This window comes from Rarobacter faecitabidus, from assembly GCF_006716265.1.
GTDB lineage: Bacteria > Actinomycetota > Actinomycetes > Actinomycetales > Cellulomonadaceae > Rarobacter > Rarobacter faecitabidus.
Genome location: NZ_VFOS01000001.1, coordinates 207,731 through 232,761 on the forward strand (window position 1 = coordinate 207,731; position 25,031 = coordinate 232,761).

Annotated in this window: 17 protein-coding genes; 16 read left to right on the plus strand and 1 reads right to left on the minus strand. The window is 68.4% G+C overall.

What is annotated here, in order from left to right; all coding sequences use genetic code 11:
- The first annotated feature begins 128 nt into the window (after window positions 1-128).
- Both FB461_RS01045 and FB461_RS11915 read left to right on the plus strand, forming a co-directional pair.
- Window positions 129-581 carry a TspO/MBR family protein gene (locus FB461_RS01045; RefSeq protein WP_142118142.1) on the plus strand — a complete coding sequence of 151 codons (453 nt, stop codon included), beginning with the start codon at window positions 129-131 and terminating at the stop codon, window positions 579-581.
- Window positions 582-626: 45 nt separating this feature from the next.
- Window positions 627-788: a hypothetical protein gene (locus FB461_RS11915; RefSeq protein WP_170222532.1), complete on the plus strand. Its 162-nt coding sequence runs from the start codon at window positions 627-629 to the stop codon at window positions 786-788.
- 225 nt (window positions 789-1,013) lie between these two features.
- On the opposite strand, the gene FB461_RS01050 is transcribed toward FB461_RS11915, so the two are convergent.
- The gene (locus tag FB461_RS01050) at window positions 1,014-1,955 is read right to left on the minus strand and encodes a 1,4-dihydroxy-2-naphthoyl-CoA synthase (protein WP_281282054.1); all 942 of its coding nucleotides are present in this window, start codon (window positions 1,953-1,955) and stop codon (window positions 1,014-1,016) included.
- A gap of 141 nt (window positions 1,956-2,096) precedes the next feature.
- Here FB461_RS01050 and FB461_RS01055 point away from each other — a divergent pair, with 141 nt between their 5' ends.
- The 14 genes from FB461_RS01055 to FB461_RS01120 all read left to right on the plus strand — a co-directional run bounded on the left by FB461_RS01055 (window position 2,097) and on the right by FB461_RS01120 (window position 25,014).
- Complete coding sequence (locus FB461_RS01055) at window positions 2,097-3,215, plus strand: serine/threonine-protein kinase (RefSeq protein ID WP_142118144.1); 1,119 nt, start codon at window positions 2,097-2,099, stop codon at window positions 3,213-3,215.
- A 1-nt stretch (window position 3,216) separates the two neighbouring features.
- The gene (locus FB461_RS01060) at window positions 3,217-9,477 is read left to right on the plus strand and encodes an Ig-like domain-containing protein (RefSeq protein WP_142118146.1); all 6,261 of its coding nucleotides are present in this window, start codon (window positions 3,217-3,219) and stop codon (window positions 9,475-9,477) included.
- A 123-nt stretch (window positions 9,478-9,600) separates the two neighbouring features.
- Window positions 9,601-10,557: an AAA family ATPase gene (locus FB461_RS01065; RefSeq protein WP_142118148.1), complete on the plus strand. Its 957-nt coding sequence runs from the start codon at window positions 9,601-9,603 to the stop codon at window positions 10,555-10,557.
- Between the two features lie 13 nt (window positions 10,558-10,570).
- Window positions 10,571-11,926, plus strand: a complete 1,356-nt coding sequence (locus FB461_RS01070) for a DUF58 domain-containing protein (RefSeq protein ID WP_142118150.1) — start codon at window positions 10,571-10,573, stop codon at window positions 11,924-11,926.
- On the plus strand, window positions 11,923-14,412 hold the full coding sequence (locus tag FB461_RS01075; RefSeq protein ID WP_142118152.1) for a transglutaminase TgpA family protein: 2,490 nt from the start codon (window positions 11,923-11,925) through the stop codon (window positions 14,410-14,412). Before FB461_RS01070 ends, FB461_RS01075 begins: the two co-directional genes overlap by 4 nt.
- Window positions 14,409-15,194, plus strand: coding sequence for a PP2C family protein-serine/threonine phosphatase (locus tag FB461_RS01080; RefSeq protein ID WP_142118154.1), 786 nt, complete (start codon window positions 14,409-14,411; stop codon window positions 15,192-15,194). The genes FB461_RS01075 and FB461_RS01080 overlap by 4 nt, the downstream gene beginning before the upstream one ends.
- 15 nt (window positions 15,195-15,209) lie before the next feature.
- Window positions 15,210-15,950 (plus strand): hypothetical protein, encoded by a 741-nt coding sequence (locus FB461_RS01085; RefSeq protein ID WP_142118156.1) that lies wholly within the window; start codon window positions 15,210-15,212, stop codon window positions 15,948-15,950.
- A 1-nt stretch (window position 15,951) separates the two neighbouring features.
- Complete coding sequence (locus FB461_RS01090) at window positions 15,952-16,911, plus strand: o-succinylbenzoate synthase (RefSeq protein ID WP_142118158.1); 960 nt, start codon at window positions 15,952-15,954, stop codon at window positions 16,909-16,911.
- Entirely contained in the window at window positions 16,908-18,671 is a 1,764-nt protein-coding gene (gene menD, locus FB461_RS01095) for a 2-succinyl-5-enolpyruvyl-6-hydroxy-3-cyclohexene-1-carboxylic-acid synthase (protein WP_170222534.1), read from the plus strand. Before FB461_RS01090 ends, menD begins: the two co-directional genes overlap by 4 nt.
- Before the next feature lie 74 nt (window positions 18,672-18,745).
- The gene (locus FB461_RS12210; protein ID WP_246045945.1) at window positions 18,746-20,965 is read left to right on the plus strand and encodes a S1C family serine protease; all 2,220 of its coding nucleotides are present in this window, start codon (window positions 18,746-18,748) and stop codon (window positions 20,963-20,965) included.
- 66 nt (window positions 20,966-21,031) lie between these two features.
- Entirely contained in the window at window positions 21,032-21,748 is a 717-nt protein-coding gene (locus FB461_RS01105; protein WP_142118162.1) for a class I SAM-dependent methyltransferase, read from the plus strand.
- Between the two features lie 67 nt (window positions 21,749-21,815).
- Entirely contained in the window at window positions 21,816-22,880 is a 1,065-nt protein-coding gene (locus tag FB461_RS01110; RefSeq protein WP_425466866.1) for a polyprenyl synthetase family protein, read from the plus strand.
- A gap of 323 nt (window positions 22,881-23,203) precedes the next feature.
- Window positions 23,204-24,040 carry an FHA domain-containing protein gene (locus FB461_RS01115; RefSeq protein WP_170222536.1) on the plus strand — a complete coding sequence of 279 codons (837 nt, stop codon included), beginning with the start codon at window positions 23,204-23,206 and terminating at the stop codon, window positions 24,038-24,040.
- Complete coding sequence (locus FB461_RS01120; protein WP_142118169.1) at window positions 24,034-25,014, plus strand: FHA domain-containing protein; 981 nt, start codon at window positions 24,034-24,036, stop codon at window positions 25,012-25,014. The genes FB461_RS01115 and FB461_RS01120 overlap by 7 nt, the downstream gene beginning before the upstream one ends.
- Window positions 25,015-25,031 lie beyond the last annotated feature (17 nt).

Sequence of the window (25,031 nt, forward strand, 5' to 3'; positions counted from 1 at the left end):
TGGACGATTCCCCCGATGCGCTGCCAGCGCCGAGCGCCGACAGCGCGCGTTTGCGCGCTGGTCGGCCACGCGAGACGGTGGAGTAGCGGGGACAGGATTGTCGGTTTTGATAGCGCGTGAGGTGCACCATGGCAAAGAACTGGGTCAGGGTCTGGGCTGTCGGCACGGTCGCCGCTGCCGCGGCCATCGGCGGTTACGGGTCGCGGAACGCCGCCGAGGTGTACGCGCGGTTGGACAAGCCGCGCTGGGCCCCGCCCGCCGCGGCCTTCGCGCCTGCCTGGACCGCGCTGTATGCGGCCAACGCGGTAGTTGGATGGCGGACCGTCACGAGCACGCAACGACTGCTCCACACCGGACAACTGGTCCTCAATGCGGCCTGGACGCCGCTATTCTTCGACGCCCGCAAGCGCACGGCGGCACTCGGCACGATCATTGCCCTCGACGCGGTAGTGGCCGCCGAGATCGCCGCGCTGCGCAGGACGGACAAGGTGGCGGCTGGGCTGCTCGTCCCCTACCTCGGATGGCTGGCCTACGCCACGGCGCTGACGGCGTCGGTGAGCGACCCCGGCGAGGTCCGCTAGTGACTCCGGTCGCGGGGGTGATGCCACGGGCGTAGCGTGAGGCGCATGGCATCACTCATCGTATTTCTGCTCATCGTCTGGGCCGTCCTGTCCGTCGTCGGGTTCGCCTTCAAGGGACTGATGTGGCTGGCGATCATCGGCATCGTCCTTTTCGTGGGGACCGCCGTCATCGGCTGGGTCAGGCGCAAGGCAGGTTCGGGCTCCTGACCCGTGCTCGTGACCTAATTGCCCGCTTGCGGGCGCCAGATCGCCCATGACCCAATTGACCCAGTGAGGACCTCGGCACGAGCCGAGGTCCTCACTTCTTGTATGTAAAGCGGGAACCGAGAGTGAGATCTCATCGGAGTTCCGGCAAACACGCACGATATGTCTCAGAACACTTGCGTAAAGTCCTGAGCAATCCCGTGAGCGCGGCGCAGAGGCTGCCCGCGCCTAGTAGTAGTGCGGGAACGCACCCCAGTCGGGGTCGCGTCGTTCCAGGAACGCATCGCGCCCCTCGACGGCTTCGTCCGTCATGTACGCGAGGCGAGTGGCCTCGCCCGCGAACACCTGCTGCCCGGCCAGCCCATCGTCCGCGAGGTTGAACGCGAATTTCAGCATGCGGATCGCCTGCGGGGACTTGGTGGCGATGATGCGCGCGTACTCCAGGCCGGCGTTCTCCAGTTCCACATGATCGACCACGTCGTTGACCGATCCCCACTCGTACGCCTGCTGCGCGGAGTATTCGCGGGCGAGGAAGAAGATCTCCCGAGCGCGCTTCTGCCCGACCTGCCGGGCCAGGTAGGCCGACCCGTAGCCACCGTCGAACGATCCGACATTGGCGTCGGTCTGCATGAACCGCGCATGCTCGCGGCTCGCAATGGAGAGGTCCGCGACGACGTGCAGCGAGTGCCCACCACCGGCGGCCCAGCCGTTGACGAGCGCGATCACGACCTTGGGCATGGTGCGGATCAGCCGCTGCACCTCGAGAATGTGCAGGCGCCCGGCGCGTCCCGGGTCGCCCGGTTCGTTGTAGCGGTAGCCGTCACGACCCCGAATGCGCTGATCTCCGCCCGAGCAGAACGCGTGCCCGCCGTCGCGCGGTGACGGCCCGTTGCCGGTCAGTAGCACAGTCCCCACGTCCGAGGTCATGCGGGCGTCGTCGAGGGCGCGGTAGAGCTCGTCCACAGTCTGCGGTCGAAAAGCGTTGCGCACCTCGGGCCGGTCGAAGGCAACCCGGACCACGGGCAGATCGCGCCCGGCGGCATCGATCCCCCGGTGGTAGGTGATGTCCTCGAACCGCTCGCCGAGCGGCAGCGCGCGCCACAGCGCCGGGTTAAACGGGGTTTCGGGGCCAAGTGCGGAGGCCTGGCCCCCCAGATCGTCGAAGGTCACGCCTACGACTGTAGTTCCTCCAGTAATAACCGGTGGTTAACCGGCAATGGATAAGGTACTTCTCTACCCGGTAGAGTGACATTTTGGGGCAGCCGCATTTGGCGACCCCGCTATCCCGAGCGAGCCCGAGGAGGGGAGTCCATGGCGCGGCGACCACCGTCCAAACCACCTGTGCTTCCCGGCTATGCGCACGTCAACGTGCTCGGCCTGGGCGGATTCGCCGACGTATTCCTCTACGAGCAGCAGATGCCCAAGCGCAAGGTCGCGGTGAAGGTGCTGCTGCGTGACGTGGTGGACGAGCCAGTGGCCCGCATGTTCAACGCCGAGGCCGACGTCATGGCCCAGCTCGGCTCCCATCCCTCCATCGTTACCGTGTACGAGGCCTCCATCTCGTCGGATGGCCGCCCGTACATCGCCATGGAGTACTGCCCGGTCGCCATCGGGCAGCGCTATCGCAAGGAGACGATGGCCATCGCCGAAATCCTGCGGATCGGCGTCAAGACCGCGGGGGCCATCGAATCTGCTCACCGCCTGGGCGTCCTGCACCGGGACATCAAGCCCTCCAACGTGATGGTCACTTCCTTCGGCGCTCCCGTCCTGGCCGACTTCGGCATCGCCTCGTCACTCTCCGGCAACACCAGCGTCATGGCGTTGTCGGTGCCGTGGAGCGCGCCCGAGGTCGTCTCCGATCAGATCACCGGGTCGATTCCCAGCGAGGTGTGGTCGATCGGCGCCACGGTGTATTCCCTTCTCGCGGGGCACAGCCCGTTCGAGATCCCCGGTTCGGGGCGAAATAGTTCGGACGAGCTCTCCGCACGCGTCAGGCAGGCGAAATACACGCCGATCAAACGCGCGGACATCCCGGCCGAACTCCAGGGGATCCTCGCGCAGTCAATGCAGGCGAACCCGCAGCGGCGCCAGCAGTCGGCCGAGGAGATCGGCCGCCAGCTCCAGGAGGTCGAACGCCGGCTCGGTCTCACTGTGACGCCGCTCGATGTGCTGCAGGCCGATACGTCGTTCGCCCCACCCCCGGATCTGCAGGATGCCACGTTCCGGCCGCCGGTCGTGCGATCCCGCGTCGAGGTGGCCTCCAGCCGGCGCCCGCGCGGCGAGACGGGCCCGCTACGCCCCACCGACGATGTGGAATCCAGCGGTCGGCGCCGCCGCACCGTCCCGCTCGCGCTCGCCGCGGCGGTCGGCGGCGGGCTGCTGGCGATCATCGTCGCCCTGACGGCCGTCCTCGTGACCCGCGGCGGCTGACATGACGACGGAGAACGCGACCACTCGTAGCGCGCCGCGCCGTAAGACGATTGCCCTCGTTGCCGTGCTCGCCGTCGCCGCGGCCGCTGTGGGCGTGGCGTTCGCGGTGAGCCGGCCCGCCGACGTGCAGGCGATCCAGGTGCACGAATCCACGGTGTGGATCAACCGCGACGCTGCGGCAGGACGCTCCCTGTACGGCAGCCTCAACGTCGACCTGATGGAACTGACCACGGCGCAGGAGACCACCCGTTCGTTCCCCGAATGGATTGCGCAAGACGGCACAAACACAGTGATGCTGCACGGCGAACGCTACTTTGTCGTGGACCCCGCCCGCCCGGCCCCCGTGGACGAGGACACCGCCTTCGGCCAACTGCCCGCACCGATCTCCGACGTCGAGACGGCGGGTGACTACATCGTGCTGCGCGACGAGAACGAGCGCGTCTACGCCACGACGATCGCGGACCTCGCGGCGGGAAGGAGCCTGACTGCGCTCAACGAGACCACTGCCGACGGCACGACCGAGCGCATCGTCGCCGCGAGCGTCGACCAACTCGGACGAGTCACCGCCCTCACGCAGGACGGCGTGCTCATCACCGAGGACCTCACGCTCCCTGACGCGGAGGCGAGCCGCACCCCACTGGAGATCGAACTTCCCCAGACCCCTGCGCGGCAGGCCGACCTCACCACGTTCGCCGAACACTGGGCCCTGCTGACCAGGGAGACCCCCGATTCGCCGGCAGCGCTGTGGATCGACGGCACGCGGATCGCTGACGTCGGCGCCGACGCGGTGCTCGCAAGTCCCACACTCGACGCGCGCCTGGTCGTGGCCACCGGTACGGGATACGACAGCTACGACGCGCAAGGCGAGTCGACATCCGTCCAGCTTCCCTCCGCCGCGACGTCTGCCAGCGTTGCGGTTCCCGAGGTCTTGGCGGACGGATGCGTCCTCGGTGCGTGGACATCGGCGGGCGCGCTGATCGCCACGACGTGCGACGGCTCGTTCGAAACCCTCAATCAGGATGCGCTGGCTCAGAGCGACAACCGGATCGTGTTCCAGCGAGTCGGTTCGACCATCGTGCTGAGCGACATCACCCGCGGAACCGCCTGGGTGTTCAATGGTCGGGCGTGGGATTTCGTTCCCTCGACCCTCACGTGGGAAATAGACGACGTCGCGGACAACGACCAGCGCGATGACACCCTCATTGACGCGCCTTCCCCGCAGCCGCCGATTCCGCCGAAGGGTGAAAATGCCGAGTTCGGCGTCCGGCCGGGGGCTGTCACGCGGGTGCCGGTGCTCATCGGGGCCTCCGACCCCAACCCCGGGGACGTCATCTCGATCGTCCCCGGCACGGTGCAGTGGGCGGAGAAGAACGCGTCGTTCGGCGCTCCGCGACTCGTGGAGGGCAATACAGCGGTCGTGGTCGATGCCACGGGCGCCGATGACGCCGCCGCGACGCTGCGGTTCAAGATCACGGACGGCACTGCGGGCCATGAGCGCGATGCGGTCGTCCGCGTCTCCACCCACGATCCGGCGGCGCAGCAGTCCGCGCCGCGCGAGGTGCGAATGGGAAGCCAGGGCGCGCCGCGCCTGACGGCCGGCCCGGGAGCCGTGATCACGGCCGACGTCTTGAAGTACTGGGTCGATCCGGATGGCGATGCGCTGAGCATGACGGCATCGACTCCCGCTGCCGGCACCGTGGTCGCCTTGCCCGAGGGCCGCCTGGTGTTCAGCGCTCCCGACGAGGCCTCCGCCGCTCCCATCGAGGTGCCCTATGTGGTGACTGATGCACTCGGGGAATCGATCGCCGGAGCGCTCAGCATCGAGGTGCGCGCCGACGCGCAACCCACCATCGTCCCTGCCGCCGTGACCGGCGTGGTTGGCCGGGCCGTGACCATTCCGGTCGCGGACCTGACCACGGGCGTGGCCCGCGCGACGCGGCTCCTGCCCATCACCAACAATGACCCGGCGCTGAGTTTCACCGTGAGTCAGGCCCCGGCGACCATACAGGTGACGGCGAGCGAGCCGGGGGAGTACACCTTCACCTACGGAGTCACGGCTGGCCAGGCCACTGCTGAGGGCACGGTACGGCTCTCCGTCGTCGATTCCGATGACGCCACCGTCACGGCGAATCCGATCACCGTGCACGTCAGCCCCGGCAACGACGCGCGCGTCGACTTGCTTTCCACCGTCCAGAATCCCGGCGGCGCGGCCATCGGTATCAAGGACGTAACCCCCCTCGCGGGTGCCTCGCCCACGCTCGCCGAGAGCGGGGTTGCCATCGCGGAGTTCTCCGGTTCGTCCCTCAGAGTCGCGGCGGACGAGACGGCCGGCGGCGCGACCCTCGGCCCTCAGGGCGCGCTTGCGGGCCGCTTCTCCTTCACGGTCATCGCCCAGAGCGCGACGGGCGGCACGACTCAGACGCGCGGATTCGGCACCGTGTTCCTCGTCCCCGAGCCGCTGAATGCCCAGGCGATCGCCGTCCCCGACACGATCGAGATCGCGGCTGGTCAGACGGGCGACCTCGATGTCCTGCGCAACGACGTGATCGCGGCGGGCGCCGACCTCGTCCTGGACCCGCGGCCGATCAAGGACACAGAGTCGATCGACTTGGCAGGCAACGGGCTGGCGTTCGCCTCCGGATCGAAGTTGCGCATCCTCGCGCCCACCACGCCCGGAGAGCGCGAAATCTCCTACTACGTGTACCCGCGCGGCCGGCCCGACAAGGTCACGCGCGGAACCGCAACCGTGTTCGTGGTTGAGCCGCCCACCACCTCGGGGCTGCCCATCCCGCAACTCACAGGCCGGCTATTCCAGCGCGGCCAGACCGTCATCGACCTGAGCCAGGCCGGCGACGCGATCCCGAGTGGGGCAACGATCTCAGCCATCTCGGGCATCGATCAGTCGCGCGCGCACGCCCGCATCGGGGAGGACCTGACCTCGGTCATCGTCGAGTCCAAGGGCTCGGACGCATCGCCGTCGGCCATCACCTTCTCGATCACGGTCACCAGCGGGTCGGCGACCGCCACGGTCCCCGTGATCGTGGCGGTGATCGATGCATCACCGCAGCCCGTCGCGTTCAACGACTACCGATACGAGCCAGCGGGCAACGAGATTGTCGTAACGCCGCTGACCAACGACTCCATTCCCGATGGGCAATCGGCGCGGATCACCAAGGTCGAGAGAATCACGACCGAGATCGACCAGGCTAGCCAAACCGCGCGCCGCGTCGCCACGGCACTCGGCACGCTCGCGCCGGACGGCGAATCATTCACGGCGCCGGTGGACGAGGGCGTTTCCGCCTATCAGTACACGGTCGTCACGGGGCTGCCCAACGAGGACGGGATCTTCGACCCCAGCCGCGAGATCGGTCAACTCATCGGGGAGACGACCGCGTTCGTGATCGTCCACTCGTCCGACGAGACCATCCCGCAGTTCCCGCGCATCAGCGATTCATACGTGACTGCCGCGGCGATCACGGGCATCGACCCCAGTGACGGGGCCGAGACCTTCGACATCGACGTGTACACGGGCAAAGTCGTATGGTCGGGGGAATCGCTCAAGCTGTCGCTGCTATCGGACGACGATTCCGCGAGTGCGGATGGCGCCACCAGGGTGCGCGGAAAGCTCGGCGCCACCGAGCGAGTGGTCCCGTTCGAATTGCGGGTTGCCGGGTCGAACCCCGTCGTGGTCTCATACGGATTCGTGCACCTTCCGCGGTCATCGGTGCTGAAGCCGGAATTGCGTGAGCCGAGCCGCATATACACGCTCAACGAGGGCAGCACGCGCAGCGTGGATCTCGCGCAGGCCATCGTCCCGCTCGTGGGGCGCAGCCTCAACGTCACCGGTGTCACTGTCGGCGGCCAGCGCAAGGACGCGAAGCCCGCGCCCGCGTCGTGCACGCTAAGCGGGACGGTCGTGACGTACGCGGCGGGGACTGAGTCCGCGGCTACGCGGGACGATTGCTACGTGCGCGTTGCGTGGGCCGGGGTGGACGATTCGGAAGTGACGCTCGGGCTGTCGTTCGAGATCGTCCTGGAGAACTCGCCGCCCGAATTCACGTGCCCGTCGCGCACGATAGAGGTGCAGCCCAAGCAAGGCGGCGACGTCGATCTGAAGCCGTGCATCGCCTGGCGCCAGGCATCCGGCCTCGGGGATGTGGCCAAACTGCGCGTCGAACTCGTGGACGAGGCGGCGGCGCCGTTGCCGGTACGCGTGGACGGCACCCGAGTCGTTGTGGACGAGGTGCCCGCTACCACCTCTCCGACGCAGTTCGACGTGCTCGCCCAGCTTGTCGGGCCCGACGGCGCCTACACGCCGGCCGTGACAATGCAGGTGACAGTCCGCGTGCTGCCTGCCAGCGCGGTGAACCTCACGTTCCTTCCGATAACGCTCCCCACGCTCAAATTCGACGGTTTCGAAGGCGGTGGCGGACAGCCGTCGCTCACGGCCAACATCTTCGCCGACCACATCTCGGCTGCCCTCGACCAGTACTACGGCTGGGACAACGGCCGGATCGAATACGATGCGTGCCAGGAAGTCGCCGCACTGACGTGCCAGGCCGCCGATTCCGGCAAGGTGCTCACCCTCACCGTGGATCCCGGCACCCCCGAGGCGCCAACGACGAGCTTCCAGTACGAAATCGGCTTCACGGTCTGGGACAGCGGGGCCGCCTCGACCCGCACGATCAACTCCGGTCGCGGCGTGATCAAGTTCCGCTACGAGTCGGTTCCCGCCCGCCCGGCGATCGAGGTGACGAGCGTGCGCGGGACGCAGTTCACCCTCAGGGTCACGCCCCGGGCGTCGGGCCGGGGCGACGTCACCGAATGCCGGGTGCTCCGAAACGGGACGGTGGACAAGACCGCGCCGGTTCAGGGCGGGGAGTGCATGTTCACGGTTACGGTGCCGCGAGCGTTCGAGAGCTACGCATTCACCGCGCAGGTCAAGGCCGGCGACAGCGGCTGGTCTGCGCAGTCCGAGGCGGTAGAACGCTGGGGCTACGAGCCGCCACCCGCTCCCACCGTGCAATGGAAGCCGACGCCCGGCGGCCAGACGAGCATGGTCGACGTGAAGATCACCAACCTCGATCCCCGCAAGGTCGGGCGGATCGAACTCGAGCAGGCGGGCGACGTCACCAGTTGGGATGTCTCCGCCAGTCGCACCAGCATTAACGCCGAACTCCAGTCGGTGCCGTCCGCCGGCCAGGACATCAAGGTGCGCGCATTCGCCCGATCGAACGGCGATGTACCCGGCGACGACCCCTCGCTGCCGTCATCCAGTCGTACCGCCCGGATATATGGCATCGGCGGGGTTCGCGTCGAATCGGTCACGCGCGACGGGCAGGGCGACTCGTTCACGGCCACGGTCGCGATCGACGGCTACACCAACTACTACTACGGATGGCTCAAGGGATCCGGCACCTGCAAGGCGGAGATCAAGGCCGCGGGGAACAATGTGACGCAGAACGCCACGCTTCTGACGAGCTCCGATAGGAACAAGAAGGTCACGATCACGTTCTGCGCCAGGGCGGTCGACGCGACCGCCCTGAGCAGCCGCGGGGCCACCGGCATACGCAGCGAGGACACTTATGGTGACGTGGCGCGCGTGAACGAGGAATTCACGATCGTCGTCACGCCCGACAACGCCGAGGTCGTAAACGCCATCAAGTACAAGGTCGAGGGCACCCTGGACAGCGGTTTCACCGTGCGCCTCGACCCCAAGACCGTGACGATCGGCGACGTCACGTTCACCGCGGAGATCTACGACGAGTCGATCCTCAACCCCAACGATCACGTGGTCTCGGTCTATCTCACCGCCGAGGGCGGCTACAGTTCGCAGAACACCCAGCGCTACCGCGTGGGACCCGCGTCGACCCATGCCGCCTATAAGCCCGGTGGCTGGTCCGCCCCCAGCGTGCCCTCGAGCGCAAGCTGCACCGCGCCCGTTCCGGATGGAGGCGGTGGCTTCACGGATGCCGGCGGTGGCACAGTCAACTTCTCGGTCCCGAGCTTCTCGTCCATCAAGGGTTCCGACTGGGAGTGGACGCTGCGCATCGAACCACCGTCCGGATCGTCCGCTGCGCCGGCGAATTACGACCTGTCGAGCGGTCCGACGTTCTCCTGGTCCTTCCCGCAGGGCAACGACTACGAGCCGGGAACCTACACGGTGACGGCAAAGCTGACCTGGAAGAACTCGCTCTCGGAGCTATCCTCGTCAGGGACGGAGATCACCCGCACGTATGACTGCCCCGAACCGCCGCCGTGACATAGCGCACCGCCAAGTCCGCGCGGGGCGTGGCGGAGCTCGTCCACACCGGTTCGCTCCACTCGCCCGCCGCCATAATCCACTACGATTGGGCAGACGTCCATGACCCAGGAGGCCGCCTCGATGGCTATCACGCAGGATCAGACCGAATGGTTCAAGAGCGTTTTCGACCGCCTGGCGGACAACGTCGAATCGGTGATTCTCGGCAAGCAGCATGTGATCAGGCTCGCGCTGACCGCAGCGGTGGCTGAGGGGCACCTGCTGCTGGAGGACGTGCCGGGGACCGGCAAGACGTCGCTCGCGCGGGCGCTGGGGCAATCCATTTCAGGCACGGTCACCCGCATCCAGTTCACACCCGATCTCTTGCCGGGCGATGTCACCGGCATGACCGTCTACGACCAGAAGACGGGCGAATTCGAGTTCCACCGTGGGCCCGTCTTCGCCAACATCGTGCTCGCTGACGAGATCAACCGCGCCTCACCCAAGACGCAATCCGCGTTGCTCGAGGTGATGGAGGAGCGGAACGTGACGATCGACGGCGTGAGCCGCTCGGTGGGGCTTCCCTTCCTCGTGATCGCCACGCAGAACCCCGTCGAGCAGGCGGGCACCTATCGCCTGCCCGAGGCGCAGTTGGACCGCTTCATCCTCAAGACGTCGATCGGCTACCCGGATCACGCATCCATGGTGCAGATCATCGACGGTTCGGCCGGGCAGGTCACCCTCGACCCCGTGGTCACGCCCGATACGCTGCTGACCATGGCCGACGTTGCTCGTGCCGTCTACATCGACCCGCTCGTGACGGACTACATCGCGCGCATCATCGATGCGACGCGCACGGCCGTGCAGGTTAGGCTCGGCTCCTCCGTCCGCGGCGGCCTGGCGCTCGCCAAGACCTCTCGCGCTTGGGCGGCCAGCCAGGGCCGAGGCTACGTGACCCCCGATGATGTCAAGGGTCTGGCGCAGTCAGTGCTAGCGCACCGGCTCATCCTCGATCCCGAGGCGGAGTTCGATGGCGTCACCCCCGAGGCAGTGATCTCGCAGATCATCCTGGACGTGCAGCCGCCGGTCAAGCACCAGTAGCAGGATTCCAGTCTTGGCCACCACCTCCCGCACGCGCACCACGGACACCACGTTCCGCGAGCGCACCTACTCGCGCACCCGCAGGCCGGGGGACACCACCACTTCGCGCACCGCGGCGACGGGCAGCCGGCGCACCTTGCGGAGGGTGACGAGGCGGGTGCGCAGCGGCCGAAGGTGGCTGGCTCGCGCGCTCACCCCTACGGGCTGGCTGGCGTTCTCGGGTTTCGTCGTCGCGCTGCCGGTTGCGGCCATCTGGGGCTGGGCCGAGGCAGGGGCGATCGCCGCGGTCAGTGCGGTGGCGATCGTCGTGGCCGTCCTGTTCGTGTTGGGCCACCGCGAGTACCACGTCGACCTCGCCATGGTCCGGGATCGCGTCGTGGTCGGTGACGACACGACCGGCTCAGTGGTCGTCACCAACGTGGGGCGCCGCGTGGCGCTTCCCGGACGGGTAGAGATTCCGATGGGGGACGCGCTCGCCGTCATCGACATCCCCCTGCTGCGCCCCGGTTCGGCTCATACCGCGAAGTTGGCCCTGCCGACCGACAGGAGGTCGGTCGTGCCGGTCGGCCCGGTTCGCGCCGTGCGTGCCGATCCGCTGTCCCTGTTGCGCATCGAGACGGTGTGGCCGCAGACGTACACGCTGTTCGTCCACCCCGTTACGACCGCAGTCCCGGCGACCAACGCGGGGTTCATCCGGGATCTGGAAGGCAACCCGACTTCGGCCATCGCGGACGACGACATCTCCTTCCACGCACTGCGCGAGTACGCGCCGGGCGATTCGATGCGGCACATCCACTGGAAGGCGACGGCCCGCGCCGGCACCCTCATGGTGAGGCAGTTCGAGCAAACGCGCCGGTCGCGCATCGCGGTCGTGCTCTCGCTCTGCGAGCAGGATTTCGCGGAACCGGACGAGTTCGAACTGGCCGTGTCGCTGGCGGGGTCGCTGGCGATCGCCGCCCGGCGGGCCAATCGCGAGGTTGATCTGATCGTTCCCGAGGCAATTCCGGAATTCGACAACACCGGGCGCAGGAGCGTGCGCGCGCTGGCGGCGCTTTCCCCGCGAACGCTCCTCGACGGACTCAGCGGCGTGGACCGCCTGGCGAACTGCCCGCGGTTGATCCAGACCGCCGAACTCGCCGGACATGGCACTCACGGACTGTCCGTCGCGTTCGTCGTCTGCGGTTCCACTCTCGCCCTAGCCGAATTGCAGTCCGCCGCCCTGCGATTCCCCATGGATGTGCAGGTCGTCGCCGTCGTCGCGGATCTGGGGCACGCGCCCAAGGTATCGGTACTCGGGGACCTCACGGTTGTTCGCGTACCCATGCTCGACGACCTGCGCCAGCTGCTGATCAAGGGGGACAAGTCGTGAGCGCGCCCTCTACCTCCGAGGTGCGCCGCGGGACGTGGCACAAGGGCGAGCGTGCGGGCAGGATACTGGCGATCGACGCCGTCGCTGTCGCGATACTGTTCGGACTCGCCACCTGGCTCGCCTGGCCGGTGTACCAATCCTGGTACTTCATTGTCAGCGTCGTCGTCGCCGTCGCGCTCGCCGCCGCGCTTGCCGCCGGGGCGACGGTCCGGAGGGTGCGGGCGCGAAATGTGTGGTTGTTGTGGCTCGGCGTGTATCTCGTCAGCGTGACTCCGGCCGCCATTCCCTCAGCCCTGTGGGCATTCCCAGCCAACCTCCGCTACGGGCTGTGGGGCGCGCTGACCGGACCGGTCACCGCATGGAAGGAACTCGTCAGCCTCGACCCTCCCGTCGGGTCCTTCGGTACAGCTCTCGTGCCGGGATACGTCGTGTTCGGTACCGTGGCTCTCGGCCTGGTCCTGCTGCAGTTGCGTCGGCCGGCATGGGTCGGGTGGCAACTCGCGGCGTCCGTGGTCCCGCTGCTCTTCGCCATCTTGGTCGGCCCGGCCGTGCTTGAGGACATCAATGGGCCGCTCGGGCGCGACTGGCCGTCGGCGCGCGAGGCCCTGATCGGTGCCGTGTGGGCGGTGGTCGCCATACTCTGGCTCACATCCCGCTTCGCGGTGCGCCATCGCCGGGTGCAGGCCGTGGAAGAGGGCGGACAGGCGAGGGGGCGACTCACCGTCGGCGCCGTCGCCCGCTGGTTCGCCGGCGCGCTCACCCTGGCACTCGGCGGGGTCGTCGCGGTCACCTTCGTGCCGCATTGGCTACCGGAGCGGGCCGTGGCGCGCAGCGTGGTGCAACCCCACGTCATCGAGCCGCCTGCGGATTCGCCCCTGGCGGCCTACCGCGCGTACTTCCGTCCCGGCACCCTCGACGCGGAACTGTTCACGGTCACCGGCAAGGACGTGCCCAGCCGGGTGCGGATCGCCACGCTGTCCTCCTATCGGGGCGACACGTTCACGGCGATAGACCCCAGGGATCCTGGCACGGATTTCCGTCAGCTCGCGTATCGGCTGAGCGACGTTCCCGGAACGCCGCGGGACGTTCGCATCACCATCGGCGAATTGGGCGGGGTCTGGTTACCCACTGCGGGTCAGGCCGTGCAGGTGCGCTACAGCGGAGCGTCCGCGCTCAGCCTTAGCGCCAGCACGTACGTGTCGCGCAGCACCACTGGTCTGATCGTGATGGCCGAGCGCAGCGGCGGCACGCTCGGCCTCGAACGCGGTGATCGCTACGACCTCACTTACGTGGACCCCCCCGCTGCCTCGTCCACCGCTCGCTCGCCGCACCTCGAACCCGACTGGACGGATTCGGACCTGCCCTCGATGTATGCGTGGCTCGAGCGCGAGGGCATCGACCTGTCGACCGTCGGCGGCGTCCAGCAAGCGGTGGACGCGCTGATGGCCGCGAGCTACGTCGGTCACTCGTTCGACGATCCCACCGGCGGTACGGGCAATCGAGCCTCCACGTGGCTCGCCGGCCTCCCCGGTACCTACGAGTTCCGGCCCAGCTACGCCGGCCACGCACTGCGCAGCATCGACGATCGTGTCTTCGCCCCCCTGCTGAGCGACGACTACGTGCCGTGCTCGGGTCCGCAGGACACGCAGTGCGCCGCCGTCGTGGGCGACGACGAGCAGTTCGCCGTCGCCGCTGCACTGATCGCACAGAGTGCCGGGTATCCGAGCCGCGTCGTGCTGGGCGCGGATGTGGCCGCGAATGGCCTGGTTCGCGGGCGCGATATGCGGGCATGGGCTGAGATCCAGTCGGCCGACGGGCAGTGGGCGCCGATCGAGGCGACCGCTCGCACCGACAACACGTTCGTTGAGCAGGAGTCGCAACCCCAGTGGCGCGACCACAACAACCCCGTCGACCGGGACGAGACAGTGCAGACTCCACCGCCCGACGTTCGCTCGCAGACCGGCGGCCACGCGAACGACTCGCCTGCCGGTGAGCACGTCGCGGGGTCGGGTAGCGCCACCCTCGTCAAGATCGCGGCCATGACGTCGCTGGGGCTGCTGTTCCTTCTGCTGCTGACGATGCCGTTCTGGCTGGCGCTCTGGCTGAAGTCGTCCAAGCGCAAACGACGTGCCACTCGCGGTAGCGCCGAGGACCAGATCGCCGCCGGGTGGGACGAATACATCGACCGGATCGTCGATCTGGGAACACCTCCGCCGGGCACCGCCACTCGTACCGAATTCGCGGGCGGGCTGGGCGACGCTGAATCGTCGAGGCTGGCGATTCTCGCGGACGCCGCCGTCTTCGGCGATCGCGATCCGCAGGCCGCCGAGCGGGAGGAGTACTGGCGACTGCTAAGCGATACGCTGGCGAACAGGTACAGGGACGCGACTGCCGGTGAACGGCTGCGCGCGAAAATCTCATGGCGGTCGTTGATGAAGGACCGTCGCCGGGGGGCAGAGAGTGGATCAGAGAGGATTCAGTCGTGACACGACTCGACGTTCGTGTTGCTGCCGTCACCGACCCCGGTCGCGTGCGCAGTCACAACGAGGATGCGATCCTGGCCGACGGCACGGTATTCGCCGTGGCGGATGGGATGGGCGGGCATGAGGCAGGCGAGGTGGCATCGGCCGCCGCCGTCGAAACCCTCGCGCGAATCGGGCGGGAGGGCGACGGCACGACCCCGGAGGCGGTGATAGACGCGATCGAGGACGCGCAAGCCAACGTGCTACGGATCTCCGGTGGCGGGCCGCGCGGAGCCGGATCGACGCTCGCCGGGATCGCCGCCATCGATTTCGCCGAGGGGCCGCACTGGCTGGTCTTCAATATCGGCGACTCGCGGGTGTATCGCTTCGCCGACGGCGCGCTGCGCCAGCTCACCGTCGACCATTCGCTGGTCCAGGAGCTAGTCGCCGATGGCATGCTCACGCCCGAGGAGGCCCGCACGAGCCCGCGCCGCAACGTCATCACCCGTGCGCTTGGGTCGGCGGATTTCCAGCCGACGCTCCTGCTCCTTCCCGTCACCAACGGTGAGCGGATCCTGATCTGCAGCGACGGCCTGACCAACGAGCTCCCCGACGAGCAGATAGCCGCGACGTTCCGGGACGTGACCGAGACGGATCGGGTCGCCGAGATCCTTCGCGACGCCGCGCTCGCCGCGGGCGGACGCGATAACATCTCGGCCATAGTTGTGGATGTCGTCGAGGGCGGACTGGACGCGAGCGGCGTGGAGTTCCCCGACGAGGACACCGCGCCGACGCGGAGGACATAGCGAGGGCGGGTGAGCATGGAGAGCGAACCGTGGGACCGCGAGGACGAGGACGCCGCCACGCAGCGACGAAGTCCCGCGCGGCCGGCCGCTGCCGCGGGTGAGGACGATCTTCTCGACGGCGACACCGTAGTGAGCCCTCGTCGCTCGGTGCCCGCCGTCGATCCCGAGTCGCTGGCTACCGAGGGCGATGCGGACGACACCGTCGTCAGCAGTCGCCGCCCCCGCGCGCCGCAGGACGATCCTGACGACGACACGGTCCTCAGTTCACGACGCGCTGCGGCGGATGATGCGGATGACGCCACCGTGCTGAGCGCGAGTCATCCGCTGCGCGATGCGGATAGTCGGGATGGGGATGACGACATCCGCCCCAGGTCGCCGCGAAGTGGAGTGGAGGTGCCGGAGGACTCGTCCGAAATTCGCGAAGCGACCGAGCCCAGAGCCAGCGCCGCGGGGACGGGCGGCGTCACAGGCCGACCGGCGACCCGCCCGCGAGTGGGTCGCGCCGAGATCCCCGTTGACCCGTCCTCCCCGCTCGGGATCGAGCGGTACCAGGTGCGGCGCGGCGGTGCCGCGACGACCCCGCCGCGGCACCGCTACGGGTCGCCCGCGACGCGCCAGCGCACGTCGGTCCCCGAGCCTCCGCCGCTCGCTTCCGCCGCTGCCCCGCCTCCGCGCGTGCGCGCAAGAGTCGTCGCGCTGGCCGTCGCCGGAACCGTCGTGGCGGCGAGCGCGCTTGCATGGCTGGTGTGGTTCTAGGATGACGATTCGCCCGCTGGCGGTGTTCGATGTGCCCTTGCGGACCTCCTTTCGCGGCCAGAGCAGGCGCGACGGGATGCTCGTCGCCGGGAACGCGGGGATCGGGGAATTCTCGCCATTCTGGGACTACGGCGACAAGGAATCCGCGGCGTGGCTGCGTTGCGCAATTGAGGCGGCAGATGGCGACTGGCCCGCTCCGGTGCGCGGCGAGATCCCGGTCAACGTGACCGTGCCTGCCGTGAGTGCCGAGGAGGCACACGCCATCGTCCAGCGCGGCGGGGGATGCCGTACCGCAAAGGTCAAGGTCGCTGCGCCCGGTGACGGCGTCGGTGCGGAGGTCGCCCGACTGGAGGCGGTCCGCGACGCGCTCGGACCGGGCGGCCGGATTCGCATAGACGCCAACGGCCTGTGGGATGTGGACGAGGCGCTGCGCCGCTTGTCCCGACTCGATCGGGCGGCGGGCGGACTGGAGTACGCCGAGCAGCCGGTGATGAGCATCGAGGATCTCGGCATCGTGCGCCGCCGACAGCAGGTTCCCATCGCGGCCGACGAGTCGATCCGGCGCGCCGACGACCCGCTCCGCGTGATCCGGGCGGAGGCCGCTGACATCGCGGTCGTGAAAGTTCAGCCACTCGGCGGAGTGCGCGAGGCGTTGCGGATCGCGGAGCGGATCGAGATTCCCATCGTGGTGTCCTCCGCGCTTGAGAGTTCTATCGGGCTCCGGGCGGGTATCGCCCTCGCCGCCGCACTGCCCGAACTGCCCTACGCGTGCGGTCTCGGTACGGCGATGCTGCTGGAGCAGGACGTTGTGGACTCCCCTTTGGTGCCGTCCGAGGGGGTAATGTCGGTTGCTGACGCGCTCGCGGTCCCGCTACCCGAGTTGGCGTTCGAACCCGCGAATGAGGAGATCACGCACCGATGGCTGAGGCGTTTCGACCGAGTGATGAGCCTGCTGGGGTGAGCCAACCGCCGTCCCTGCGACGGGCCTCGCTGATCGTCGCCTCGCTGATCGCCCTCGGAGTGCAGGACATCGTGACCTGCCCCGGATCTCGCAACGCGCCCCTGCTATACGTCGCGGCGGCAGCCGAGGCGGCTGGGCTTGTGCGACTCCATCCGCGCAGCGACGAGCGCTCGGCGGCTTTCGTGGCGCTCGGCCTCAGCCTCGGCAGCGGCCATAGCCCGGTGGCGGTGACGACCACTTCGGGAACCGCGGTCGCCAACCTGCATCCGGCGATGCTGGAGGCCGCGTACGCGGGTGTGCCGATCGTTGCGCTCACCGCAGATCGCACCGCCGCGCAGCGCGCCGGGGGAGCCAATCAGTCGGTTCGCCAATCCGGGATCTTCGGCCCCGACATCGAGACGACCTTCATCGATATCGAGGCCGCCGAGTTCGATGCCTCAGACGCGCTGCGGGACCGTCTCGGCGCGGCGGCAGGTGTGGCGACGGGCGTGGGACCGATTCACCTCAACGTGGAGTTCGCGGAGCCGCTCGTCCCCGCTACGGGAGGCGAGCCCGATTCCGGGCGCGGGATCGATCCGATCGCAGACCTGACAGCCCTGTTGCGACGCGACCTGGCCGCGATCACCGCCCGCTGGCGCGCGGCGGAAGCATCGACTGCCGCCGAACCGTCGGACGCGGACGCGAGCCGCCACCTGGGTCTTGGCGCGGACGACCGTGCCGCACTGGATGTGACCGGGACTGACCGAACCCTTGTCGTCGCTGGAAGTGGGGCCGACCCGCGGGTAGCCGAGCTGTGCGTCGCGCAGGGCTGGCCGCTGATCGCCGAGATCGTCGCCGGGGCAGGACCAGGCCCTCACCGGGTCACGGACTACCGCCGCATGCTCGATGAGGGCCTGGCCGGTGCGAGCGGGGCCGCGCCGGGGAGTCTCGTCGACGCGGTGGAGCAGGTCATCGTGTTCGGGAGGCCCACGCTGAGCAGGCAGGTGTCGCGACTCATCGCCGAGACGCCCGGTCGCGTCATCGCCGTGGGGCAGCAGCCAGGCGGGATCAGCCGGGTGTTCGACCCCGCACTGCGGGCGGATGCGAAGTACCGCGCGCTGCCGCACGAATGGCTTGCGCCAGCGCCGATGAGTCCGCGCCGATCGAGCTGGCTTCGCGCTTGGACGAGTGCTCCGGTGACGGATCGCGGCGGCGACGTCGCGGCTGTCGTCACGGTTCCGGACCCGGGAGCGGCGGCCGTTCGTCAGGTGCTCGCGGCGGCGCAAGCGGGCGATGCGATCGTGCTCGGCCCCTCGCGGGTGGTGCGCCATGCCGACCAGTGCGAAGTCGCGGACGGCGTCACGGTGTATTCGAATCGTGGCGTGTCCGGCATCGACGGTGTCGTGTCGACCGCTATCGGCGTCGCCCTCACCGACCGCTTCGGATCGGTGCGGGCGGTCATGGGGGACCTGACCTTCCTGCACGACATGGGCGGACTGCAGCTTGGACGAGGCGTGCGCCAGCCGAACCTGCAGATCGTCGTCGTCAACGACGACGGCGGGACGATCTTCAGCACCCTCGAACACGGCGAAGTCGCGCGACGGCATCCCGCGGCCAGGGACGTGGTCGCGCAACTGCTCACCACTCCAGCCAGTGCCGACATCGAACTGCTGTGCCAGGCGATGGGCGTTCGCCACTCCCGGGATCTCGCGAGGGAACTGGCAAATCCCCTCCCCGGCGTCACCGTCATCGAAGTCTCGGCGGACGCACCATTCTCTTAGTCGGCTCCCAGGAAAAGTCCTGAATGCTTCAAGAGTGATGGTGTTTGCTTGTCTCACTGACGGAGGAGGACTTCATGAGCAACGAAACGCCGGATCTGCCGGCCGGTGACAACGAGCACGCACAGGCGGCGCCACATGGCGCGGTCGGGTCGGCGTCGAATAGGGCAGCGACAGCACCTGCTGAATTCGCGTCGCCCCGCACGGATGCCGAGGCTCCGATCCCCGCGCCGGGCGTGGCGGCCTCGCGGTTCGATGACTCGATTGCGCCGCAGTCCGGTGAGCGGTCCTCGGCCCCGGCGGGTGATGCGCTCAACCTCGGCAAGTCGGCGCAGCAGGAATATGGTTCCGATGCTCGCGCCTTCGGGTCTCACCCCTCTGAGGCGCGCACCGAACGGTTGGCGCAGCAGGCTCCAACGCAGCGGTTCGAGCGGCCCATCGATCAACAGCACAGCCAATTCGGGCCACCGCAGGGCCCAGCGGGGCAGGGTCAGGCACCCCACCCATCGTCGCCTCAGCCGGCCCAGCCCGCTGCGGCGCCAGGACGTTCCGGCTCGCCCCAGGGCGCTACGCCGGCAGCGCTGTTCGCGGCTCCGGCCGGTCCTGCGTCGCAGAGCGCGCCGTCCTCGCAGCCCGGGATCTCTCCGCAGCCCGCGGGGCGGCTGGGCCAGCAACCCGGGGCGCCACTGGTCCAGCAGGAAGCGGGGCAACCCGGACTCGGCCAGCAGGCACCCCTTCACGCCGGACAGTCCGCGGGCTACCCGCAGCGCACTCCGGTCGCCGCACACCCCGCCGGTCAGCCAGCCGCGGCCTCCGCCTCCCGCATCGATGCCCCCGCCGCTCGCGGCGCGCAGCCCTTCGCGCCGCCTCCCGCACCGGGACCGCACGTCACCGCATCGACCCCGCACACCTACGGTCAACACCCCGCGAATGACCCGGCCAACCCCGCCCTGAACGCGGCCCCGGGACAGTACGCGGGGAATCCGCAGCACGATGGCTGGCAGCAACCTCAGCCCCCAGGCCCCCAGCCGGCAAAGCGAAAGCGCGAGCGGGCACGGACGCCGTGGCTGACCCTCGTGGTGGTGGCGCTCGTCGCCGCGCTCGCCGCCAGCGTGGGAACCGGATTCATCATGCGGGGCGATGGCACCCCCGCGGCCGTCGCGCGGACCGCATCCCCGACCGCCACGCAACTGGGGACATCGTCCGAGGACTCCGTCGATGTGCCCGTCACATCGTCGAGCTCGGAGAATCCCAATTGGCAGGAGGTCGCCGCGGCGGTGGCCCCCTCTGTCGTGTCGATCCAGATCCAGACCAATTCCGGCGCAGGCGAAGGATCGGGCGTGATAGTCGATGCCGAAGGCCTCGTCCTCACCAATGACCACGTCGTCGGCGATGCCACCAAGGTGTCGGTCACGCTGCAGGACGGGCGCATCTACTCGGCCTCAATCGTCGGCACCGACTCCACCACGGATCTCGCTGTCGTCAAACTCGACGGCGCTCCGGACGACCTGAAGTCGGCGGTGTTCGCCGACTCGGACGCAGTCAAGGTGGGCGACGCCGTCATGGCGGTGGGCAACCCGCTCGGCCTGTCGAACACCGCCACGACCGGAATCGTGTCCGCGCTCAATCGACCGGTCACTACCTCGGGCAACGCGTCCACGCAGTCCGAGACGGTCGTCACCAACGCGATTCAGATCGACGCGGCGATCAACCCCGGCAACAGCGGTGGTCCGCTGTTCAACGCGCAGGGGGAGGTCATCGGCATCACATCCTCGATTGCGACGATGTCCGACTCGTCCAGCACCTCCGGATCGATCGGCCTCGGCTTCGCGATTCCGTCGAACGTGGCCAACATGATCGGCGGGCAGCTCATCGAGAACGGAGTGGCGGAGCACGCATTCCTCGGCGTTGGGCTCGTCGACGGCCAGGCCACCGCTGACGGTGTCACCCGGCAGGGTGCGCAGGTGCAGCAGGTGGTGTCCGGTTCGCCGGCCGAGAAGGCAGATATCGAGACCGGCGATGTCATCGTGGCCATCGACGGCCAGGCGGTTTCTGGGGCCCAGTCGCTCACGGCCTTCGTCCGGGCGGAAGCGTCGGGCACCAAGGTCACGTTGACCATCGTCCGAGACGGCAAGACGCTCTCGACCGAGGTCACTCTCGAGACCAGGGTCGACGACGCCACGAGCCAAAGCGGCCAGGGGCAAGACGACCAGCAGGACCAACAGGGGCAGCAGCAGGCCCCGGGCCAGCAACTGCCACAGTTCCCGCAACTGCCGGGCGACAGCGACGACAACTAGTCTGCGCAGTCGCAGGGTCGGGCCGGTGATTTCGTATCACTGGCCCGCCCCTGCGACGATAGGGGCATGACGGAACCACGCGACGAGAAGGACCCGGCCAAGGTTGGGGAGATGTTCGACGGAATCGCTCAGCGATACGACATCACCAATGACGTCCTCTCGTTCGGCCTGACGCGCCATTGGCGCCACGTCGTGACCGGCGAGATTGCGCCTCGTCCCGGGCTGAGAATCCTCGATCTCGCGGCGGGCACCGGAACCTCCTCTGTTCCTCTGTACCGTGCAGGTGCCTCGGTCGTCGCGGCCGATTTCTCCGAGGGGATGGTCGCCGAGGGCATTCGGCGCCATCCCGAGCTTGATTTCGTTCGCGCGGACGCGATGGACCTGCCCTTCGAGGACGAGTCCTTCGACGTCGTGACGATGTCCTTCGGATTGCGCAACGTCGCCGACCCCGCCAAGGCGCTCGGTGAGCTCCACCGAGTGACCAGGCCTGGTGGCAGGATCGTACTGTGTGAATTCTCACAGCCGCCGAATCCGCTGCTGAATTCCGGCTACGGCTTCTATCGTTCTCGCGTCCTGCCGCTCGTCGCGGGAGCAGTGACCGGTAAGACCGATAGTTACACGTACCTGTCCGACACCATTGAATCCTGGCCGAATCAGGTCGATCTGGGCAGGATGCTGTTGCGGGCGGGCTGGCAAAAAGTCGCCTATCGGAACTTAGCGGGGGGCATCGTCGCCGTCCATCGGGGACAGCGAGACGTTGCCGACGGGCTCAGCCATGCCTGACGGCGTTGACGTCGCTCGGGGCATTTCGAGTTCCCCCGGCGGGGGCGGAACGGATAGGTTCTTAGGTGTGAATCCTTCGAGTTCATTCCCTGCGGGCCTGGCCGCCGATTCGACGCCGCCGGCCGGGATCCCCGAGGGCGGGCTGTGGGACGGCATCGACCCTGATCTCGCGCGGCGGACGCTTGACCGCCTGGCAATCGTCGAGGAGCGTCTGCGCGCTGCGGCCGCGAACGCCGATTCGCTAGCCGACCAGACTTCGAGGCACCTCGTCGAGGCGGGCGGCAAACGGCTGCGCCCGGTGCTCGCGCTCTTGGCCGCCGAGTTCGGCGAGGCAGACCGCGAGCAGGTGGTGGATGTCGCGGTCACCGTCGAACTGACGCACCTGGCTTCGCTGTATCACGATGACGTCATGGACTCCGCGCCGGTGCGTCGCGGAGCTCCGTCGGCTCACGAGGTCTGGGGCAATTCGGTGGCCATCCTGACGGGCGACCTGCTGTTCGCGCGCGCGTCGCTGACCGTCGCCAAGCTCGGCCCGGAGGCCGTTCGGCTGCAGGCCGAGACCTTCGAGCGGCTCTGCCTGGGGCAACTGCACGAGACCGTCGGCCCGCGTCCCGGCGAGGACCCCGGCGCCCACTACCTGCAGGTGCTCGCCGACAAGACTGCGTCGCTGCTAGCGACATCCGCGCGACTCGGTGCCATGTATGCGGGGTGCTCGCAGCAGGTCATCGACATCGTGGCGGAGTTCGGGGAACTCGTCGGCATCGGATTCCAACTGAGCGACGATGTCATCGACCTCGCCCCCGCGGACTCCGCGACAGGCAAGACACCGGGAACCGATCTGCGCGAGGGCGTCGTCACGATGCCGGTCCTGCTGTTGCGTGAGCGCGTTCTCGGCTCGGGAATACCGGAGGATGCCGCGCTGCTCGCCGCTATCGAAGGCGACCTAGGCGACGACGAGATCCTCGCCGACGTCGTTGCCCGCCTGCGCGATCACCCGGTTGCAGCAGAGGCGAAGCGACTGGCCAGCGACTACGCCGAGCGCGCCGTGCGACTCCTCGACGGACTGCCGGACGTTCCTGCCCGGGCGGCGCTGACCAGCTACGCCCGTGCATTGGTCGAGCGGGCCCGCTAGCGATGCCGATCCCCTGTGGATAAGACGACCTCGACGGGCTTTCGCGACTAACGTCGTTTCTCACGAGACGGGAGCACGAGGGGGCGGCGATGTTGGGGCCGACTGAACGCGACGCAGTGAGCGGTCGGCGCGCGCACCGGCTTGGGCGCGCCGCGATGAGTGCCGCCCGCGCGCTCGGCTACCCCCATCGATCGGATGCCCATCGGGTCCGTCTGCGACTGCGCGGTATTGCGGCGGGTCCGCGTGGGGCTGACCGCGGAGATGAGCTTGAATGCGGGCGGGGATCCGCGGGGCCGACGCGCGCCGCACACCCGCTCGATTCTGTGGTCGCCGCAGAATCGCCGGTGGCGATCCAGCAACCCATGCCCGCGCGAGACGCGTGGCAGCAGGCATTCGACCCGCACGCAGAACACCCGTCTGGCCCTGCCGCGTGGGCGGGCGAGTTTTCTCCGGGGGTGGCGCGTAGCGCCGGCACTCTCGCGCATCCGGGGGAGAACTCGTCGCGTGCGGCCCATGTCACCGGCACTCTCGCGCGGGACGATTCGCAGTGGGCGGCCCACGGCGCTGCCGCGCGGGCGGGCGAGTTTTCTCCGCGGGTGGCGCATCTCACTGATGCTCCCGCTGGGGCGTTCTCCGGCGACGCGCTCCCCACGCCTCCGGCCGAACAGGTCGTAGGCACCGAGGCGCCAGCCCTCGCCTTCCCGCCGTTCGACCATCTCGAACTCGCCGAGGCGACGACCGTCGACGGACATGAGGATGTTCAACCCAGCGAGGAAGTTGGAGTTGCGCGGGATGCAGGCCGGACGTGGGTGGTCACGCTGCGCGACGGGAACGGCGAACTCGTCCGGGAGGTGCCGCTGGACGAGGCCCTCGTGGTGGGCCGCCTACCGAAACCCCGCGCAGGATATGCGGATTTGTTGGTCGCGATACCGGGAGACGAGTCGCTATCCCGGTCGCATGCGGTGGTCACACCCATGAGGCGCAACGTATTGTTAATTGATCTTGGGTCCACGAACGGCACCGTGGTTGTTCGCGGCGATGGATCGACGACGATCTGCCACCCGAGCCAGCGGGTAAAGATCGGCCGCACGGATGTCGTAGAACTAGGTGACGTGACGTTGACCGTACGACGCGCGACTAAGGAGCTGACCAGATGCTGACTAGCCGGTACATCGCGGGTGAGGGCGCTGCCGTCATCCGGCCGACGGGCACCGCCCTGGTGTCCTCGGGAATCAGTGACGATGCCGCCAGCGCACTGTGGCAGGCCACAGCTCAGATCATCTCGGGGGACGCGATCGTCGCGATTCTCCAGCATTTCGGCCAGAGCGATCTCCCATTCGCCTCGGTCGAGGCGGTGGGTACCAAGCTACGGGCCATTGCGGGCGGGGGTGCTCGGGTTGAGTTACAGGCGGGGGACGGAACGATTCTGACTGTCGGTGGCGGCGCCGCGATCGAGCGAGAAGACGTCGACGGCGCGCTACGCGCTACCCTGCTGCTGCCGGACAACGAGGCGCGCCTCGGCGAGGGCTGGCACGTCGAATCGGGCTTGGTCGGGTCATCGCAGGTGACGTCCATCTTCGAGCCCGAGGTCTCGGACTCCCTGGGACCGGTGCTCGACGACGAGGTCGAGGCAACGGTCATCGCGCCATCCGTGAGGGGCGGCGAGAGCGTCGCCGACGCAGAGTTGATCCGCGAACTGGTCAGTGCGGTGGACCTCACCGGTATCGCGGCCGATTTCGCGGAAGGCGTTGATACGGACACGTCTGAGGTGGACGAGGCCTCAGCGATCGCCAGCCCGCTATCGGTCGTTCTGGCCACCGGCCTCGTGGTGCCGCTAGATCGGCCGCTCATCATGGGGCGTGCCCCGATCTACTCGCGAGCAGTGGGTGCCGAGACGCCGCGCCTGCTGGCATTCGACTCGCCCGCCCGTGACATCTCCCGAACGCACGTGCAGATCTCGCAGATCGCGGAGAAGGCGGTCGTCACCGACCTCCACTCGACTAACGGGGTCTACATCACGATCCCCGGGCGCGATTCGGTGCGCCTGGCACCCAACGTGCCGACCACGGTCCAGGTGGGGACCGTGATCGACATCGGAGAGGGTGCGACCTTCGTCATCCGCGAGTCGGCCTGATCGCCGGCCCGACCTGC

What these genes read in the sequence shown, in the direction of transcription:
- FB461_RS01045 (WP_142118142.1), top strand. Translation starts at nt 129, where the DNA reads ATGGCAAAGAACTGGGTCAGGGTCTGGGCTGTCGGCACGGTCGCCGCT.
- FB461_RS11915 (WP_170222532.1), top strand. Translation starts at nt 627, where the DNA reads ATGGCATCACTCATCGTATTTCTGCTCATCGTCTGGGCCGTCCTGTCC.
- FB461_RS01055 (WP_142118144.1), top strand. Translation starts at nt 2,097, where the DNA reads ATGGCGCGGCGACCACCGTCCAAACCACCTGTGCTTCCCGGCTATGCG.
- FB461_RS01060 (WP_142118146.1), top strand. Translation starts at nt 3,217, where the DNA reads ATGACGACGGAGAACGCGACCACTCGTAGCGCGCCGCGCCGTAAGACG.
- FB461_RS01065 (WP_142118148.1), top strand. Translation starts at nt 9,601, where the DNA reads ATGGCTATCACGCAGGATCAGACCGAATGGTTCAAGAGCGTTTTCGAC.
- FB461_RS01085 (WP_142118156.1), top strand. Translation starts at nt 15,210, where the DNA reads ATGGAGAGCGAACCGTGGGACCGCGAGGACGAGGACGCCGCCACGCAG.
- FB461_RS01090 (WP_142118158.1), top strand. Translation starts at nt 15,952, where the DNA reads ATGACGATTCGCCCGCTGGCGGTGTTCGATGTGCCCTTGCGGACCTCC.
- FB461_RS12210 (WP_246045945.1), top strand. Translation starts at nt 18,746, where the DNA reads ATGAGCAACGAAACGCCGGATCTGCCGGCCGGTGACAACGAGCACGCA.
- FB461_RS01105 (WP_142118162.1), top strand. Translation starts at nt 21,032, where the DNA reads ATGACGGAACCACGCGACGAGAAGGACCCGGCCAAGGTTGGGGAGATG.
- FB461_RS01120 (WP_142118169.1), top strand. Translation starts at nt 24,034, where the DNA reads ATGCTGACTAGCCGGTACATCGCGGGTGAGGGCGCTGCCGTCATCCGG.